The organism is Acinetobacter modestus (assembly GCF_014636095.1).
Taxonomy (GTDB): Bacteria; Pseudomonadota; Gammaproteobacteria; order Pseudomonadales; family Moraxellaceae; genus Acinetobacter; species Acinetobacter modestus.
The window spans coordinates 157,478-174,266 of record NZ_BMDV01000001.1; the positions used below are offsets into that span (position 1 = coordinate 157,478).

The window sequence follows — 16,789 nt, forward strand, 5'->3', positions numbered from 1 at the left end:
GCCGAAATGATCAAGTTTTGCGTCTATACAATCATATTTAATCTCTACAAAACCTTTAAACTTGCATAAAATTTAGATGTGTAGGGCGTGGACTATGCGTGATGTATCCCAAAATGCTATTCAAAAAACTAAAGTTGCAATTATTGGTGCAGGTTTTGGTGGTTTAGCAATGTCTATTCGACTATTACAAAGTCAAATGAATGATTTTGTAATTTTAGAAAAAACCAATGACGTTGGTGGCACATGGCGTGAAAATCAATACCCAGGGGCAGCCTGTGATGTTCAATCACATATGTATTCACTTTCGTTTGCTCCCAAAACAGATTGGTCAAAACGTTACGCTGAAGCTGATGAAATTTTTGAATATATTCAAGATATTACTCAGCAGTATAAATTAAAAGATTATTGCAAATTCAATCATGAAGTTACTCATGCTGAGTTTGACGAAAATCGTAATGTTTGGTTATTAGATTTTAAAGATCAACCATCCATTGAAGCTCAATTTGTTATTTTTGCTTCTGGTCCCCTACACGTTCCGCAAATTCCTCACTTAAAAGGAATTGAAAAGTTTAAAGGTAAAGTCTTCCATTCTTCACAATGGGATCATCAATACAGCTTAGAAGGGAAATCTGTTGCTTCTATTGGTACTGGTGGTAGTGCAATTCAATATATCCCCGAGATTGCACAAGAAGTGAAACAGCTTTATGTATTCCAACGTACTGCAGCATGGGTCATTCCACGTGATGAACGTAAATATTCACAATTAAGCAAATCTTTATTTAAAGCTTCAAATATTTATCGTCAAATTCATCGTACTCGTTTGTATTGGACCAACGAATCACGTGTAGTACCTATCGTACAACCACAGATCATGAAATATGGTCAAAAGCTTGCAGAAGCATTTATTCGCTTTCAAGTAAAAGACAAAGAACTCGCTAAAAAACTTACACCAGACTTCGTGATGGGTTGTAAGCGTATTTTGATTTCAAATAAGTACTTCCCAACGTTCAACCGTAAAAATGTTGAATTAATTACTGATGGCGTTCAGGAAATTACAGCTAACGGCATTATTACCAAAGACGGTAAAGAACGCCAAATTGACTGTTTGATTTATGGTACAGGATTCATTACTGACCCACGTATTTACTTAAAGCATTTCGATTGTGTTGGTCGTAATGGAATCGAACTTAAGCAAGCTTGGAAAGATGGTGCCGAAAGCTACTATGGCGTTACTACGAAAAACTTCCCTAACCTATTCCAACTATTAGGTCCAAATACGATTTTAGGTCATAACTCTGTTATTTTTATGATTGAATCTCAAGTGAATTATATTTTGCAATTGATTCAAACCGTAGATAAAACAGGTTCTCAAGCTGTTGAGATTAAACAACAGGTACAAGATCAATTTAATGATCGTGTGCAGAAACAACTTAAAGGAACAGTTTGGCAAGCAGGTGGATGCAGTAGTTGGTATCAAGCAGCCGATGGTAAAAACTTCTCATTATGGCCAACATATACTTGGAAATATTGGTTAGAAACACGCAAAGTAAATGTCGCTGACTATAATTTTATTCATACGGCAACAAATGCAAAAAACAATGCAGCTTAATCAATAATTCTTCATAATAAGCAGGTTATTCGTAACCTGCTTTTTTTATGCAATCTTTTGTTCTTATCTTTCAAATTTTTATCGCAATAAGCTTAGGCTATTTTCTCGCCCCCAAACTATCACAGCAAATTAAACAATTTGTATTTAAAATTTTACCCTATTTTTCTTATTTATTATTAATAAGTGTTGCATTTGAACTGGCTCAAGCTTTGAATCATATCTCAGATCCAGCAGCAATATTACCACCTGCATTATTAATTGCATTTACTACATCAGTTGGTTCTTTCTTTATCTGTCTAATTACTTACAAACTGATTGATCGTCAAAGTATACAAGGAAAAATTTCATTACACCTCTTTATCAATGCACTCAAGAATATCGCTAAAGCATTCCTAGCTTTAGGATTGGGGATTTTATTGGGAATACTAGTCACTCAATCTAACCTACAAATTGCATTTAATAGTTGGTATTTATTACTCATATTTATCTTTTTGATTGGCGTTGAGCTTGCTTTTACGCAATTTGATCGTAGTTGGTTAAGTTGGAAAGTACTATTGGTTCCCGCTGCTGCCTTTGTAGGTTCATGCTTAGCAGCAATCGTGAATTATTTAATCTTATCTAACCACTTTAACTTAAATGAAATAATGGCTTTAGCTCAGGGGTATGGTTGGTACTCAATGTCTGGAATTCTATTCACAGAATTACATTCAGCACGACTTGGTGGAATTGCCTTATTAACAGACCTCTTCAGAGAGATTTTCGCTATCCTCCTTATGTACTGCCTCGGTTGGCGTTTTCCACGTTCAGCGATTTCGAGTGCTGGAGCAACCTCAATGGATGTCACCCTTGCAATGGTTAAACAGTCATGTGGCACGCACTACGTACCACATGCCATGATGAGCGGATTAATTTTATCGCTTCTAGCGCCTTTATTAATCAGCCTATTCTTAAATCTCAAGTTCTAAGGTATTTATAAACTAAATAGAGTTAGATAGATGCCAAAATTGACTTCAACATTTCTGTTGGATGTTCAGCCTTTGTAATAGGGCGGCCAATCACTAAATGCGTCGAACCATCAAGCATAGCTTGTTTAGGCGTAACGATACGTTTTTGGTCATCTGCATTTGAACCTTCTGGACGAATGCCTGGGGTAACTAATGCAAAATCAGCATTCAACATTTCACGAAGAATCCTAGCTTCTTGTGCTGAGCAAACTACCCCATCCAAACCACTTTCTTGAGTCAATGTAGCTAAACGTTTGACATGCTCTACTGGCTCGATGTCTAAACCAATATCTCGTAGATCTTCACGCCCCATAGAAGTTAACACAGTAACTGCAATAAGTTGTGTTTGATAATTTCCTGCTTTGAGTCTTTCAACACAAGTTTCCATCATTTTTCGACCACCAGAAGCATGAACATTAACCATCCACACACCTAGATCTGCCGCAGCACAAACAGCTTGAGCAGTTGTATTCGGAATATCATGAAATTTTAAATCAAGGAAAACTTCAAAGCCTTTATCTTGTAAAGTTTTAACAACACTTGGACCTTCATGAGTAAAAAGTTCCTTGCCCACTTTGACACGACATAAAGTAGGATCAAGCTGATCCACAATCGTTAAAGCGTCATATTCGCTTTTTGCATCTAGTGCAACAATGATACTCAAGAGCGTTTCTTCCCAGTTGATTCAAAGTCGCTATTATAAATAGGTTTTAATTTAAGTGTAAAATTTCGTTCAACACATTTTTACTTCTCACATTTAAGTTGCAACAACAAAACTAAAACATACCAAATAGTAAAATTTGATTAAATTTTAATCTTATAATAAATTAAAAACGAATAAGGTTAAAAATGAAAACGATTAAAACTGCAATAGGCATAAAAAGGCATCAATTTAGTCACCATCATTTTTTAAGATTTTGAAAAATCAAGAAATACCTATACAACAACGCTTAAAATTCTTGCCCAATCTTGCTCACTTTATAATGAGTTTTGCGGATTTAAATAAATATGTACTGCCCTTTAATTTTCCACAGAATGAATATGAAGAGGCAATCAATGTTCACTGTAAAGAAGATGCTAATCATTGGCCTTGGTATTTGCATGACCTAGAAACGCTCGAGCTCAACAACAAACAAGAACTTACCAACACCCTTAGATTTATTTGGTGTGATGACATGTCACCTAGCCGTAAACTATCTTACGAATTAATAGGCTTGGTCTCGAATCAGACGGCACTTATAAGATATGTAGCGATTGAAGTCATGGAGTCTACAGGAAATATAGTTTTTAATGTATTGAATGAAATTACCAAAACTACTGATTTAGAATTAAAGTTCTGTAGTGAAACTCATTTAAGGCAAGAAACTGGACATACTATAGGCGATGAAGAAAACGTTTTTGAAAATATGCCTATAACACGAGAAATGAATGAAACTGCATTGATCGTAGTAGAAAAAAGTTTTAATGCTTTTAATCAATTTATGGATCAGCTTGAATTGAACTTGAAAAATGAAATTAAAATTAATTAAGTATTTTTTAATCACAAACTAAAAGGGCTACTTCAATTATGAAATAGCCCTTTTCAATACTAAATAGCAATTCAACTATTAGATCTTATCATTCGGATAAACATCTAAAACAGTTTTTTCATGTCTTACGCTTGCAGCAGCTTCTGCGGCTGCTTGCTGAGCAAGTTGGATCTGCTCTTTTCTGAGGTGGTCAATATCTTTACGTAATCGTTTAATTTCCCAATTCGTTTGGAAAACACGAAATACTTGAACACCTAGAAGTAAACCGACAACGACACCTAATGCCAAAGTCAATAAAAGCAATAAACCTAAACGCATCGCAGGAACTTGAGTAAACAATAGATTTACTTCTAATTCTGCTGGATTCTGTAAAACTAGGGCAAGCGAATAACCAAATAGAGCAACAAGTAATGCAATTAAGATATAACGCATAAACACCTCAATTTTTTATTAATCAACAGTCTCGTTTACTGCATCACGAAGTGCTTTACCAGGTTTAAAATGCGGTACAGCTTTTGCTGCGACATCTACAGATTTACCTGTTTTAGGGTTTCGCCCTAAACGTGGTTCACGATGGTGTAAAGCAAAACTGCCAAAACCACGAATCTCAATACGATCGCCGTTCGAAAGCGCTTCGATCATTTGATCAATCATAATTTTAACCGCATCTTCAACCAATGGTTCTGCCAGATGTGGGTTTTTAAGAGCAATCCGTTCAATCAAATCAGATTTGTTAAGTGCTTCAGTAGTCATCGATGACCTCTTTAATTATTGCGACTTTTCAATATTTTAATAATAACCTGTTTAAATACAAAACGGTAGCGCAGTACATCGATACTACGCTACCGTTTGCAGTATTTTTGTATAAAAAAGTACATCTCTGTTACAAGAAATATACCTTTTAACAAATTACTTCATTTGAGCTTTGATCAAATCACCAATAGTCTTAGGACCATTTGCTTCAGAAACTTGTGCTGCTGCTGCTTGACGCGCATTGTTCACAGCTTCTTTCTCTTCAGCTTCGTCTTTCGCTTTGATAGACAAGTTGATAGAGCGAGATTTACGATCAACGTTGATGATCTTCGCTTCAACTTCTTGACCAACTTCTAAGAATTTAGTTGCATCTTCAACGCGATCACGGTTGATTTCAGAAGCTTTAAGCGTTGCTTCGATGTCATCAGCTAATTTAACTGTAGCACCTTTAGCATCAACAGCAGTTACAGTACCTTTAACTAAAGCACCACGTTCATTCGCTGCTAAGAAGTCATTGAATGGATCGCTGTTTAATTGCTTGATACCAAGGCTGATACGGTTGCCTTCAGCGTCAACAGATAAGATAACTGCTTCAACTGTGTCGCCTTTCTTGTAACGACGAATCGCTTCTTCGCCTTGTTCGTTCCAAGAAATATCAGACAAGTGTACTAAACCGTCGATACCACCAGATAAACCGATGAAGATACCGAAGTCAGTGATTGACTTGATTGTACCAGCAACTTTTTCGCCTTTTTCATTTGCTTTAGCAAACTCTTCCCATGGGTTAGCACGAGTTTGTTTGATACCCAATGAAATACGACGACGTTCTTCATCAACTTCAAGAACCATAACATCAACTTCATCACCAATCTGAACAACTTTAGATGGGTGGATGTTTTTGTTTGTGTGATCCATTTCTGAAACGTGTACTAAGCCTTCAACGCCTTCAGCGATTTCAGCAAAACAACCGTAGTCAGTTAAGTTAGTTACACGTGCTTTAACGATAGAACCTTTAGGGTAACGGCTCATGATCGCTAACCATGGATCTTCGCCTAATTGCTTAAGACCTAAAGATACACGATTACGCTCGCGGTCAAACTTAAGTACTTTAACTGTAACTTCTTGACCAACTTCAACAACTTCTGAAGGGTGCTTGATACGTTTCCAAGCCATATCTGTGATATGGAGAAGACCATCAATACCGCCAAGATCAACGAACGCGCCGTAATCAGTAAGGTTCTTAATAGTACCTGTAACTGTTTGACCTTCTTCAAGTTGAGCAAGTAATGCTTCACGGTCAGCTGAAGATTCAGCTTCCATAACTGCACGACGAGATACAACAACGTTGTTACGTTTAGCATCAAGTTTGATTACTTTGAACTCTAACTCTTTACCTTCAAGGTGAGTTGTGTCACGAATAGGACGAGTGTCAACTAAAGAACCTGGTAAGAATGCACGTACAGGACCGATGTCAACAGTGAAACCGCCTTTAACCTTACCAGAGATAACACCAGTAACGATTTCGCCGTCTTCAAAGATTTTCTCAAGTTTAGTCCAAGTTTCAGCACGTTTTGCTTTTTCACGTGATAAAACTGTTTGACCCATACCGTTGTCAAGTGCTTCAACAACTACGTCAACAGTATCGCCAACTTGAACTTCAAGTTCACGTTGTTCATTTAAAAATTCAGCACGGTCAACAACACCTTCAGATTTAAGGCCAGTGTCAACAGTAACCCAGTCAGAATCGATACTAACAACAGTACCTTGGATGACTGCACCCTTTTCAACGTTGAGGTTTAATTCACTTTCTTCAAAGAGGGCTGCAAAAGATTCGGTCATGATATACCTGATAAAGTCCGCGGTCTTGGATCAGACAAGGCCGGTTTAGTTAAGTTGTTACATTGTCCAAAAGATCTGACCAAGCAATGCTTCAACTGATAAAAAATTGTGTATCTAATTTATACGGCTATTAATATAGTCAACCATCAACTGAAACACTTCATTGATACCTATTGTAGAACTATCAATAATATACGCATCTTCAGCGGGCTTGAGTGGAGCAACAGTTCGCTCCATATCTCTTTTATCTCTAGCCTGTATGTTAGATAAAATGTCGCTTATTTTAGCATCAAGACCCATGCCCTGCAACTGTTTTACACGTCGCTCTGCACGAGATTCAGCCGATGCTGTTAAGTAGATTTTCGCTTGAGCCTCTGGAAAAATCGCTGTCGCCATGTCACGACCATCTGCAACCAATCCAGGTGCTTGAATAAATGCACGCTGACGCTCAAATAATGCTTGTCTTAATTCAGGAACAGTTGCAACTTTAGAAGCATACTCACCAACTTGCTCAGTACGAATCGTGTTGGTCACGTCCTCGCCTTCAAGAAAAATAAGTGTGCCTGCATCTGTTGATTTAAACTCAATATCTAAATGAGTTGCAAAATCAACACATTGCTCTAACTGTTCTTGAATTCTATTCAGCAAATCGCGCTGAAATAGCGACAGTCCAAGTAAACGATATAAAGCACCTGAGTCTAATAAATTAAAACCATAATGCGCAGCAATTTTAGCTGCCAATGTCCCTTTACCAGAACCACTTGGACCATCAATCGTAATAATATGAACTGTCATTCCCATCTCTTATGAAGCAACTGACTTCGCTAATTTTGAAAAACCTAGTGTAATCGCTGCTTTGAGTTGTGCAAGAACTAATTTACTTACAAAAGGTGCTTTTGCCGTAAATTCAATCTTATAAGTCACTAAAGTAATAAACGGTGTGATTTCTTTAAAATCAATTTGTCCTAAATGGTGCTTCACCAAAGGGTTATTAATCAATTTATATTCAATACGTTTATTCTCTTCTAGTAATGTAATTTCCTCTTGAAGTGGCTTAATTGGTCCAAAGCCCATACGGCGAATTGAACCAATTCCATCTGGACGCTGAGGATCAGCAGAATCTTTTACACGTACAACTTGTAAAGGCGCAAATGCTTTATTGTAGGTTGCATGTTTTGACAACAGCTCAAAAACTTCAGAAATTGGTGCGTTGAATTCTTTTTGTATGGTGATTGCGTTACGCATAACTTTGCCTTTTTGATTTAGCTAAAATCTTCGGAGGCATAGTTTGCCATAACTAATGAGACATTTTTAATCATTTAAGGACGTTTTTAATAACCTAATTTTCTTTTTTTCTTTTCGTCTTTGTTTAAAAAATTCACTTAATTGCAATGAACATTCAGCTTGCATACAACCTTGTTCAAATACGAATTTATGATTGTAATAGCCATTTTCTAATAATTGTCGAGCACTGACCAACGAACCAGCTTTAGGCTCTGTTGTAGCAAACACTACTTTTTTGATACGAGCATGAATGAGTGCGCCAACACACATCGTACAAGGTTCAAGCGTCACATATAATATGGCATCATCTGGTAAACGATAGTTATTCAATGATTGACAGGCTGCACGTAAAGCTTGAATTTCAGCGTGAGCGGTAGGATCAAATTGTTTAATTGGTGCATTATAACCAGCACCAATAACTTTCTCTTGACTCACTATCACCGCTCCAACAGGAATTTCTCCCTGCGAAGCAGCTAGTGCAGCTTGCTCATAAGCAAGCTGCATCCAATATTCATCATTAAAGTTTTCTGAAATTGTGACGTCAATACTCATCGATTTTAAGCAATAACACCATATTGTCTTAATAAAGCATTCCAACTATCAATCGTAGTTACCGGAGCACAATCAGATAAAATATCTTTTAATGTAATCTTTTCCGCTGCTTTCCATTCTGGTGATAAGTCTTTATCAACTAAACGTGCACGGACACCCTCAACAAAATCTGGATGGCGGATTTTCCAATCAGAGATTTGAGATTCTAATGCAAAAACTTCATCCCAAGCATGTCCTTGCTTACCCCATTGCCATAGCAACCATGTAATCGCAGCAGTACTTGGAGAACCTTTTTGCAGATTCTCACTTGCCTGACGTAACCAATCACTACTTGCATCACTCAAACCAATAATCGCTTGATAGTCATACTCAAAACTTTGACCACGACATACGCTATGAATCACATCGATTGAATTTTGTAACGGACCTGATGCTACAGGGCGATGTAAACTATTTAAAGTATCATCGATTGCACGGAAAGCACCCGCAGGATAGTGATTCCAATCCACACTCAAAACTTTTTGAAGAACATTATCTCGCTGTGCTTCACAAATATGAGTTGCCCAACCGATGCTAAAAGCACCAGCTGAGGTCATGATTGAACCCGTTAAACCTGTAAACAACCCAATTTGACCACGATCAGCAAGGAAACGACTCCCGCCCACATCAGGATAGAGACCAATATTGATTTCAGGCATTGCAAGACGTGAATAAGGTGTAACTAGACGGAATGGTGCGGCCATGAATAGTCCTAAACCACCACCCATGACATAACCTTCACCCCAAACTACGATTGGCTTAGCATAGTTATGAAGCAATAAATCAAGCGCATATTCTTGTTCAAAAAACTTATTTGCCGTATCTACTTCATTATTAATGACAAGCTGACGGAGTTTACGAACATCACCACCCGCGCAAAATGCTTTCGGTGTGGTTGAATCAAACCAAATTGCTTTAACACTGTCATCTTCATGAAAATATTCAAATACTTTCAATAAAGCACTCACAATTGACTCATCAAGTGCATGCAAAGATTTTGGTCGGTTTAAACGAACAATACGCCAACCATTTTTAGCGTTTTCGATAATTAAATCTGGGTGATAACTATTTAAATCGGGAGAAGTCATTATGCGTCCAGTTGCCAGTCTATTGGCTCAATGCCATGTTGTTTCAAATAATGATTTGTTTTAGAAAATACTTTACAGCCAAAAAAACCACCTCGGTTTGCAGCAAGTGGTGATGGATGAGCTGCTGTTAACACTAGATGTTTATTTCGATCAATGCGCTGTCCTTTACGTTGTGCATAAGCACCCCATAAGATAAACACAACATGCTCACGCTGTTCATTTAACACATCAATTACAGCATCAGTAAATTCTTCCCAGCCTTGTTTTTGATGAGAAGTTGGCTGTCCTGCTTCAACAGTGAGTACGCTGTTTAATAGCAATACCCCTTGAGCAGCCCATTTACTTAAATCCCCATGACGGGAAATCGGCACTGTGAGATCAGTATGTAATTCATGAAAAATATTACGCAAAGATGGTGGTAATGCAACCCCTCTTTGTACAGAAAAGCTTAGACCATTGGCTTGATTAGGGCCATGATATGGATCTTGACCCAATATCACGACCTTTACATCCTGTAACGGGGTTGTATTCAATGCATTGAAAATTTGCTTGCTAGGCGGATAAATTGTTTTCTGAGCAAGGATCTGTTGTTGGAGAAACTCTCTTAAATGATCCATTTTCTGACTGAGTAGAAATTCTGACAAAGAGATTTTCCATGAATCATCCAACTGAACTTTATTAAGTTTTTCCTGCTGTTGTTCAGTAAATTGCATCAACATTCCTTGAAATAACGATTCAAACATTTAAATCTTGCTGACTTAAATATTAACTTGTAACTCTACATTTGGATTTTGGAATTTAATTCCGTTTTTCAGATTTTCATACATTTGAGGATCACTCCACTCGACTTGTACTTGCTCTGAAAAAATAATTTGGTCTAGACTAAGTAAACCCATTTGCTCATTTTCAATATCTTCTAAAAAACTTTGAGCGTAACCTGTATCAGTTTCATGCACGATCACTGAATAGACCTCGACATCACCCTCACCATTCTGTGTTGTGGTTGAAGCGAGCACCTGTTGCGCTAGATAAAAGAAAATCCTTGAAAACTGTTCCGCTGATGGTGAAACTGGCAAGGCAACCCAACGTGCACTAAAAGTTTTACACGCTTGAATATATTCAGGATCATCTTTTTGCCAATAACAAATTGCGTGATCAAAACTGTCAAAAAGCTCTTTAATCACACCTTTTAATAAACCAAAATCATAGACCATTTGCCCATGATCTAATCTTGAGGCTTTTAACAGTAATTCAACCTTATAACTATGCCCGTGAATCGAACGCTTACAGCGATCTGATGTACAATTACGTACAATATGAGCATTTTCAAACTTAAATAATTTACGAATTAACATGCACCAAGCTGATCTATATCTGCAAACAAATTTTATTATAAAGCAAAAAAATCATCGGTGGGATTGATTTTAAGCCTTGTGACTATTCAATAATCCAATCTATACAAAGACTAGAATGGTGCAAGACTTCTTGAATACACAATCACTTGTTTATCTTTTCTCATCATTAAGCTCGTAAATTGGCGCTTACGCTCACTTAGCATCACTTCAATTTGAGCCGTAAAATAATTTGACTTACTATCTAATAAAGATGCAGCATCGGTTTTACTCTGTTCATCTATCCCAGAAAAAGCACTTAATTTCCATAAATCATCTACATTATTAAAATGTGTTAATTCAGTTTCCTTGACTTTTAATTGTTGTTCGATAGCTTTGACATCTACTTTAGGATCAATACTGGCTAATAACAATGCAGGTGCTGTATTCATATTCACCTTAGTTTGTTCAGGTAATGCCGTAACATAAGGTTTGATTAAATCGTAGTTTTTGCCTTCAAAACCTCGTACAAGTTTTAATTCTTCTATACTATGAAACTTGGTATTCGGCGTTAAATATGCAGGATCCAGTCCTTGATAATAGCTACTCTCCGCACCCATTGCGCCAGTCACTTCATCATTTGTGTCTTGCCAATCAATCACAGCTTGACTGAGTTCAGCAGGTAGACCTACGCGTTGCAATAACTTTTCAAACCAACGTCGAGCAGAATCATCAACTTGATTGCCATCAGCCTTAACCAAATTATTTAGATTAAACTTTCCTGACTCATCTAGTAGTTTTCCTGAGACTGATCCATCTTCTACAGGAAATGGTGGCATCGGTTTTGCCCAGTTTTCCTGTAAATGGTCAATGCTACTACCGTTATCGCTATCTTGAATGAGTAACTCTGAAAAAAAAGCTTCTGCACTTTTTGCGTACAATAACGATTGATCCTGACGCATCAAATAGCCCGTATTTTCAGCGGTATTGGTTTGTCGTTTTGCAATTGTTGCAGCCAAAATCGTTGCTAAAGCAACCATGACTAAAATCGTTAATAAAGCTACGCCACGCTGAGATGAATAGTTTTTCATGGTGGTGAGTTATTTCCCAACAATTGATTTGCATTCAGTAGACTATAAATCCACTCGTAATCCGTACCTGCAACACTAAGCTGTATTTTTAAGCCCAATGGTAATTTTTTTAACTCATTAATATTATTAGGATCACTAATACTTTCAGGCCATTGTGTCAGTTCCTGTGGATTCATGACGATTACTTTAAATTGATCTACGTTTTCTAATAAGGTACTTGAGATGGGTTGTACTCGATTTGGAATATTTAGATTTGAATATTTGAGTCGATAAACTTTTTTCTGTGTTGAATCGTAGCGATATTCAATACGCTCATAAGGTGACAAACCTTGTTTCAACGGATCGGACACTCCTGCTTTACTAAACATAAAACCACGATCATTTAGCACCAAAGCGGCTTGTAATTGTCGACCATCATTTGCCGTTAATGGAATAATTTGGAGACTATCTCTTAGAATCTGCTGATAGGCATCTTGTAACGCAAATAAATGTGTTTCATGTTCCGCATTACGATCTTTGACTTTTAATAAATAATCAAAAACTTTCCAACCAAGCATTGAAAGTACGGCAAAAATAGCAATTGCAACCAGCAATTCAACAAGGGTAAAACCCTTTTTAATTTTCATCATGTTTTAGCTTTTGCTGGATAATTAAAAAACACCATATTGGTGATGCCCGCTTCAACTTTACCTTGCTCTGTATTAAATAAACTTACTTGTAATTCGATACGTTGTATTTTGGGACTAATTGTAGCCTGTGCTTTTTTATCAATCTGCCAAGTCTCGCCTTGAGAAGTCACCTGTTTCGATTGCGTTCCATCTAACCATTCTTGATTCATTTCCATCATTGCAACCTCATTCATTGCAACGAACTGTGCTTTTGTTCGCAAAATCGCACTCGATGTAGATTGTGTATATTGCATAGCAATTTTTGTTAATGCAATTGCAGCAACAGCAAATATTGCTAATGCAACCATCACTTCCAATAGGGTAAATGCTTTAATCTTCTTCATTTATTTTACCCAAATGATCTATTTCAAACTCATCTCCAATTGGCTGCTGTTCATAATAAAATTGAATACGGACAGGCTTAACTTCACCATTACCAAACCATATGAGTTGCGGTGCTTTACCACCTAATAAGTCCTCATTTCTCGCTTTTCGATATTCTTCAGCATTTAAAGTTTGAATACTAAAAGACACGCTAGTCGGTAGCTCTCGAAGTTTAAACTCTTTGTATGGCTGCCAAGTCCGATCAGCTTGCTGAATTTGCTCATGGCTCTGATCATGATATTCAAACAAATTATAGCGAAATGGTGCAACGTCAGTCGCATTTTGAGTATTTAAGGCAAAAACTTTAGCTTGATCCGTTGATTCTTTATTAATCTTTTTTAAATCAAGTATAAACATTTCTCTGGCTTGCATCGCTCGACGCTGGTCTACACCACCAATATTCAGAACAACCAAAGATGTCATAATCGTCATGATTACAATCACCACCATGATCTCAATGAGGGTAAAACCTTGTTGTAATCTATGTGGTGATTTCATTTTATTTATCAGCCATTCGCTAAATATTCAATTTGTTTTGGCAAACCTAAAGCTTGATCAATATAAGCCACACGTAGGCTATCACGCGAACCTAAATAACGCTGATAAAAGCTCGAATTTAGAATAACTGCTGCACCATAAGTCAGAGACCAAATCGAAGCCAAATAATCACGTGTTGTCATCGTGCTATTTATATCTAATAAATAACTTTCTGTCATACGAATGATAATGCGTAAACGTTGACGACGGACTTTATACAACTCACTAAATAATAATTGAATACCTTGACCCGTCGTAGAGAGACGTTCTTCAATTTGATGAAATAAAGCAGTACGTTCTGGATGATGTAAATGATGCAGCATGAAAAAAGCTAAATGCTCAGGGAAAGCTTTCTCTGTATCCTGAATCATTTCAAGCAACATTCGTTCATTACGAATAATCAGCAACATATACAATTCATCTTTGCTCTGAAAGTGCTTATACAATGTGCCTTTAGCAAGATCTAATTCCGCCGCTAAAGCGTCCAAAGTCATGCCTGCTTCACCATTTTCTAATAGGAGTTGCTCAGCGATCTGAAAAATTAAGGCTTCTCGTGCTCTAAACTGAGCTTGGCGATCCATTTTCACGTGATAACTCTCTTTCCTAATACAACTAAACCGTTTACTTCAAATGAAGAAGATTCTCAAAATTCTGTGTGGTAATCATACCTATTTCTTCAACTGATTTCTGATATACATCTGCTAACGCCTTTGCAACATAAGGCACATATTTAGGCTCATTCGTTTTACCCCGATAAGGCATAGGTGCTAAATATGGGCTATCCGTTTCAATTAACAACCGATCAAGCGGCACTTGTTTAGCTACATCACGTAATTCTTGTGCATTTTTGAATGAAACAATACCAGAAAAAGAAATATAGTAACCACAATCTAAAACAGCCTTAGCTGTTTCCCAATCTTCTGTAAAACAGTGCAAAATACCATGTGTGGACTGCTCTGCTTTTATAATATCGACGGTATCGTGTTTAGCCGACCGTGTATGCACAACGACAGGTTTTTTTACAATTTTTGATGCATGAATATGACGGGCAAAACATCGTTTCTGTTCTGCAATAAAATCTGTACTGTGATAATAATCTAAACCTGTTTCCCCTAATGCCCATACCTTATCAGACTGAGCTAGCTCTACAAGGTAGTCTGTTGTTGCCCGTGCCATAATATGATCATCCTCACATGGATGAACACCTACAGAATAACCCACATCATTATGGCGAGAAGCTATTTCAGCTAATTTAATATGATCGTCAAGATCAACTGAAATTCCCATAAATTTTGAAACACCTGCAAGACGAGCTTGCTCAAGCGCCTGATCTAGATCTCCATTATAGGGACTCAGATCTAACATCGTTAAATGACAATGGGTATCAACAAACACGCTTATTTCCTATCACTTACATTGTAAAACTTGGGCGATCCATAGCTTTTGAACCAGCCAATAATTTCTCAGCTTCATTTTTGTAATACACACCTTTTTCACCAGCAAGCTGAATTGCAAAACCTTGTGGTTTAAAATGTGTTTGTTTATGCGAAATCCAAATCACCTTACCCGTTAATGGGATTTTTTGTGACTGCTCTGGTAAAGTCGCTAAAACAAAAACTTCCTGTCCCATTTTTACAGCTTGTTTAGTGGAAACAAATAGACCGCCACCTTGCACAAAAGGCATATAACTCGATTGTAAAGTTGCTTTATCAGGAATATTGACCTGTATAATTCCGCCCATCATTTGTGGTTGCATAACATTCCCCTGTCAAATACAAATAACTTGAAATATCTATATTTTCATAGCATTAATAAATTTTTAAGCATATTTACATGCTTCTCAAATTCAATATTTTCTACCGTCAATTTAAAAAACTATAATTACTGCTATTTTGATTATAGGAAACAATCCGACAAACAACAAATAATGTTTGAGGAAAACTGTTCGAAAACAAACAAAAATGGTTTTTATTTAAACAAATATAGCGTTCGATGAATCACGATTTCAGAAGTGATCACCATAACGAAAGCAAATGCTTTTTGGCTATTACAAAAATCAAGCATTCAATCAACATAAAAGATTTTAATACCCTATCTAAACCACATGCATCAATTGAATAAACAACTGATCTAGTACCAATTGTGTTTGTACATTTTGCTCAACCATCAATTTTTTCTGTTGCAAGTCAGAATAAATTTGAAATAAGCTTTCCAAATCATAAAGTTGTGCAAGCTGTGTTAAATCTAAGTCTTTATTTCTCAAAGATTGATTTAATTTTATAGCGACTAAATCAGCCAATAAATATTCAAACATTGTCATAAATTCAGAGAAACTCAACTCTTTCGACCACTTGCTTGAATAACTTAAAGGCATATTCTTTTCTGCGACCAACTTAAACCAATCTTTCAAGAATAAATCTCTTTTATGCAACCAATCGCTCTGATTAATTTCAACGGCAGTCAATGGCATGCCATTTGCGAGATTAAGCAACAAATCAATATGTTCAGCTGAAATATTCGGTATTTGCTGCTGAATAAAGTTTTGCGCATCTTGGGCATCTAGACGGTCTAAAGCGAAATGCTGCAAACGGCTTCGAATCGTTGCTGGTAATTTCAAGTAATGATCCGCCAATAGAATCAGAATAACCCTTTCTCCAGGTTCCTCTAAAGTCTTTAGCAATGCATTTGCAGATGCTATATTCAAAGCCTCCGCTGGCTCAATCACAACGACTCGCCATCCATCACCAGTCTGCTGAACAAATGGCAATAAATCACGAATCTTTTCGATTTTTATCTTAGCATTTTGCTTTTTATTTTCTTCATCTGTGGTGATATGAACATAGCGAGGGTGTGTATTAGACTTCAACCAAAGACAACTTGTACATTCACCACAAGCTTGTTCGGCTTGTTTATTTAAACATAAGACCCATGCCACAAAACGCTCAGTAAATTGATGTTTCGCACAGCCATGTTTACCATAAAAAAGTAAACCATGACCTATATCGGGAAAACGCGTTGTCAACAACGCCCATGTCTGCTTGTGCCAAGGATAAACGGTTGTTGACTGCATACTCATCATAA

General features: G+C 36.9%; 21 protein-coding genes. 3 read left to right on the forward strand and 18 right to left on the reverse strand.

Annotated elements, in window-relative coordinates; genetic code table 11:
- Nucleotides 1-94 precede the first annotated feature (94 nt).
- Nucleotides 95-1,609: a flavin-containing monooxygenase gene (locus IEV17_RS00785; RefSeq protein WP_004662348.1), complete on the forward strand. Its 1,515-nt coding sequence runs from the start codon at nucleotides 95-97 to the stop codon at nucleotides 1,607-1,609.
- Between the two features lie 47 nt (nucleotides 1,610-1,656).
- Nucleotides 1,657-2,574 carry a LysO family transporter gene (locus IEV17_RS00790; RefSeq protein ID WP_004662351.1) on the forward strand — a complete coding sequence of 306 codons (918 nt, stop codon included), beginning with the start codon at nucleotides 1,657-1,659 and terminating at the stop codon, nucleotides 2,572-2,574.
- A gap of 22 nt (nucleotides 2,575-2,596) precedes the next feature.
- On the opposite strand, the gene pyrF is transcribed toward IEV17_RS00790, so the two are convergent.
- Nucleotides 2,597-3,277 (reverse strand): orotidine-5'-phosphate decarboxylase, encoded by a 681-nt coding sequence (pyrF, locus tag IEV17_RS00795; RefSeq protein ID WP_004662352.1) that lies wholly within the window; start codon nucleotides 3,275-3,277, stop codon nucleotides 2,597-2,599.
- Nucleotides 3,278-3,530: 253 nt separating this feature from the next.
- Between pyrF and IEV17_RS00800 the strand changes: the two genes are divergently transcribed.
- Nucleotides 3,531-4,142 (forward strand): hypothetical protein, encoded by a 612-nt coding sequence (locus IEV17_RS00800; RefSeq protein ID WP_227554443.1) that lies wholly within the window; start codon nucleotides 3,531-3,533, stop codon nucleotides 4,140-4,142.
- Between the two features lie 78 nt (nucleotides 4,143-4,220).
- Here the strand turns inward: IEV17_RS00800 and IEV17_RS00805 are convergent, their stop codons facing one another.
- The 17 genes from IEV17_RS00805 to IEV17_RS00885 form a co-directional block, all read right to left on the reverse strand.
- Entirely contained in the window at nucleotides 4,221-4,574 is a 354-nt protein-coding gene (locus tag IEV17_RS00805; RefSeq protein WP_004662356.1) for a lipopolysaccharide assembly protein LapA domain-containing protein, read from the reverse strand.
- Nucleotides 4,575-4,592: 18 nt separating this feature from the next.
- Complete coding sequence (locus IEV17_RS00810; protein WP_004662357.1) at nucleotides 4,593-4,895, reverse strand: integration host factor subunit beta; 303 nt, start codon at nucleotides 4,893-4,895, stop codon at nucleotides 4,593-4,595.
- 156 nt (nucleotides 4,896-5,051) lie between these two features.
- Nucleotides 5,052-6,734: a 30S ribosomal protein S1 gene (gene rpsA, locus IEV17_RS00815; RefSeq protein ID WP_004662360.1), complete on the reverse strand. Its 1,683-nt coding sequence runs from the start codon at nucleotides 6,732-6,734 to the stop codon at nucleotides 5,052-5,054.
- Between the two features lie 114 nt (nucleotides 6,735-6,848).
- A complete protein-coding gene (gene cmk, locus IEV17_RS00820) occupies nucleotides 6,849-7,529 on the reverse strand; it encodes a (d)CMP kinase (RefSeq protein ID WP_004662362.1) in 681 nt (226 codons plus the stop codon).
- Between the two features lie 9 nt (nucleotides 7,530-7,538).
- Nucleotides 7,539-7,979, reverse strand: coding sequence for an SRPBCC family protein (locus tag IEV17_RS00825; RefSeq protein WP_004662365.1), 441 nt, complete (start codon nucleotides 7,977-7,979; stop codon nucleotides 7,539-7,541).
- A 66-nt stretch (nucleotides 7,980-8,045) separates the two neighbouring features.
- Complete coding sequence (gene tadA, locus IEV17_RS00830; RefSeq protein ID WP_004662366.1) at nucleotides 8,046-8,570, reverse strand: tRNA adenosine(34) deaminase TadA; 525 nt, start codon at nucleotides 8,568-8,570, stop codon at nucleotides 8,046-8,048.
- A 5-nt stretch (nucleotides 8,571-8,575) separates the two neighbouring features.
- A complete protein-coding gene (locus IEV17_RS00835) occupies nucleotides 8,576-9,700 on the reverse strand; it encodes an enoyl-CoA hydratase/isomerase family protein (RefSeq protein ID WP_171062442.1) in 1,125 nt (374 codons plus the stop codon).
- The gene (ung, locus tag IEV17_RS00840; RefSeq protein ID WP_004662369.1) at nucleotides 9,697-10,410 is read right to left on the reverse strand and encodes a uracil-DNA glycosylase; all 714 of its coding nucleotides are present in this window, start codon (nucleotides 10,408-10,410) and stop codon (nucleotides 9,697-9,699) included. The genes IEV17_RS00835 and ung overlap by 4 nt, the downstream gene beginning before the upstream one ends.
- A gap of 45 nt (nucleotides 10,411-10,455) precedes the next feature.
- On the reverse strand, nucleotides 10,456-11,052 hold the full coding sequence (locus tag IEV17_RS00845; protein ID WP_004662372.1) for a 6-pyruvoyl trahydropterin synthase family protein: 597 nt from the start codon (nucleotides 11,050-11,052) through the stop codon (nucleotides 10,456-10,458).
- A 110-nt stretch (nucleotides 11,053-11,162) separates the two neighbouring features.
- The gene (gspK, locus tag IEV17_RS00850; protein WP_004662374.1) at nucleotides 11,163-12,119 is read right to left on the reverse strand and encodes a type II secretion system minor pseudopilin GspK; all 957 of its coding nucleotides are present in this window, start codon (nucleotides 12,117-12,119) and stop codon (nucleotides 11,163-11,165) included.
- Nucleotides 12,116-12,745, reverse strand: a complete 630-nt coding sequence (gene gspJ, locus IEV17_RS00855; RefSeq protein ID WP_034601792.1) for a type II secretion system minor pseudopilin GspJ — start codon at nucleotides 12,743-12,745, stop codon at nucleotides 12,116-12,118. The genes gspK and gspJ overlap by 4 nt, the downstream gene beginning before the upstream one ends.
- The gene (gene gspI / locus IEV17_RS00860) at nucleotides 12,745-13,131 is read right to left on the reverse strand and encodes a type II secretion system minor pseudopilin GspI (protein WP_004662377.1); all 387 of its coding nucleotides are present in this window, start codon (nucleotides 13,129-13,131) and stop codon (nucleotides 12,745-12,747) included. The genes gspJ and gspI overlap by 1 nt, the downstream gene beginning before the upstream one ends.
- Nucleotides 13,118-13,669: a prepilin-type N-terminal cleavage/methylation domain-containing protein gene (locus tag IEV17_RS00865; protein WP_004662378.1), complete on the reverse strand. Its 552-nt coding sequence runs from the start codon at nucleotides 13,667-13,669 to the stop codon at nucleotides 13,118-13,120. The genes gspI and IEV17_RS00865 overlap by 14 nt, the downstream gene beginning before the upstream one ends.
- An 8-nt stretch (nucleotides 13,670-13,677) precedes the next feature.
- Nucleotides 13,678-14,289 carry a TetR/AcrR family transcriptional regulator gene (locus IEV17_RS00870; RefSeq protein WP_034601445.1) on the reverse strand — a complete coding sequence of 204 codons (612 nt, stop codon included), beginning with the start codon at nucleotides 14,287-14,289 and terminating at the stop codon, nucleotides 13,678-13,680.
- A gap of 40 nt (nucleotides 14,290-14,329) precedes the next feature.
- A complete protein-coding gene (locus IEV17_RS00875) occupies nucleotides 14,330-15,103 on the reverse strand; it encodes a TatD family hydrolase (RefSeq protein WP_004662382.1) in 774 nt (257 codons plus the stop codon).
- Between the two features lie 16 nt (nucleotides 15,104-15,119).
- Nucleotides 15,120-15,464 (reverse strand): PilZ domain-containing protein, encoded by a 345-nt coding sequence (locus IEV17_RS00880; protein ID WP_004662384.1) that lies wholly within the window; start codon nucleotides 15,462-15,464, stop codon nucleotides 15,120-15,122.
- A gap of 339 nt (nucleotides 15,465-15,803) precedes the next feature.
- Nucleotides 15,804-16,787, reverse strand: coding sequence for a DNA polymerase III delta subunit-related protein (locus IEV17_RS00885; RefSeq protein WP_004662386.1), 984 nt, complete (start codon nucleotides 16,785-16,787; stop codon nucleotides 15,804-15,806).
- Nucleotides 16,788-16,789: the final 2 nt, after the last annotated feature.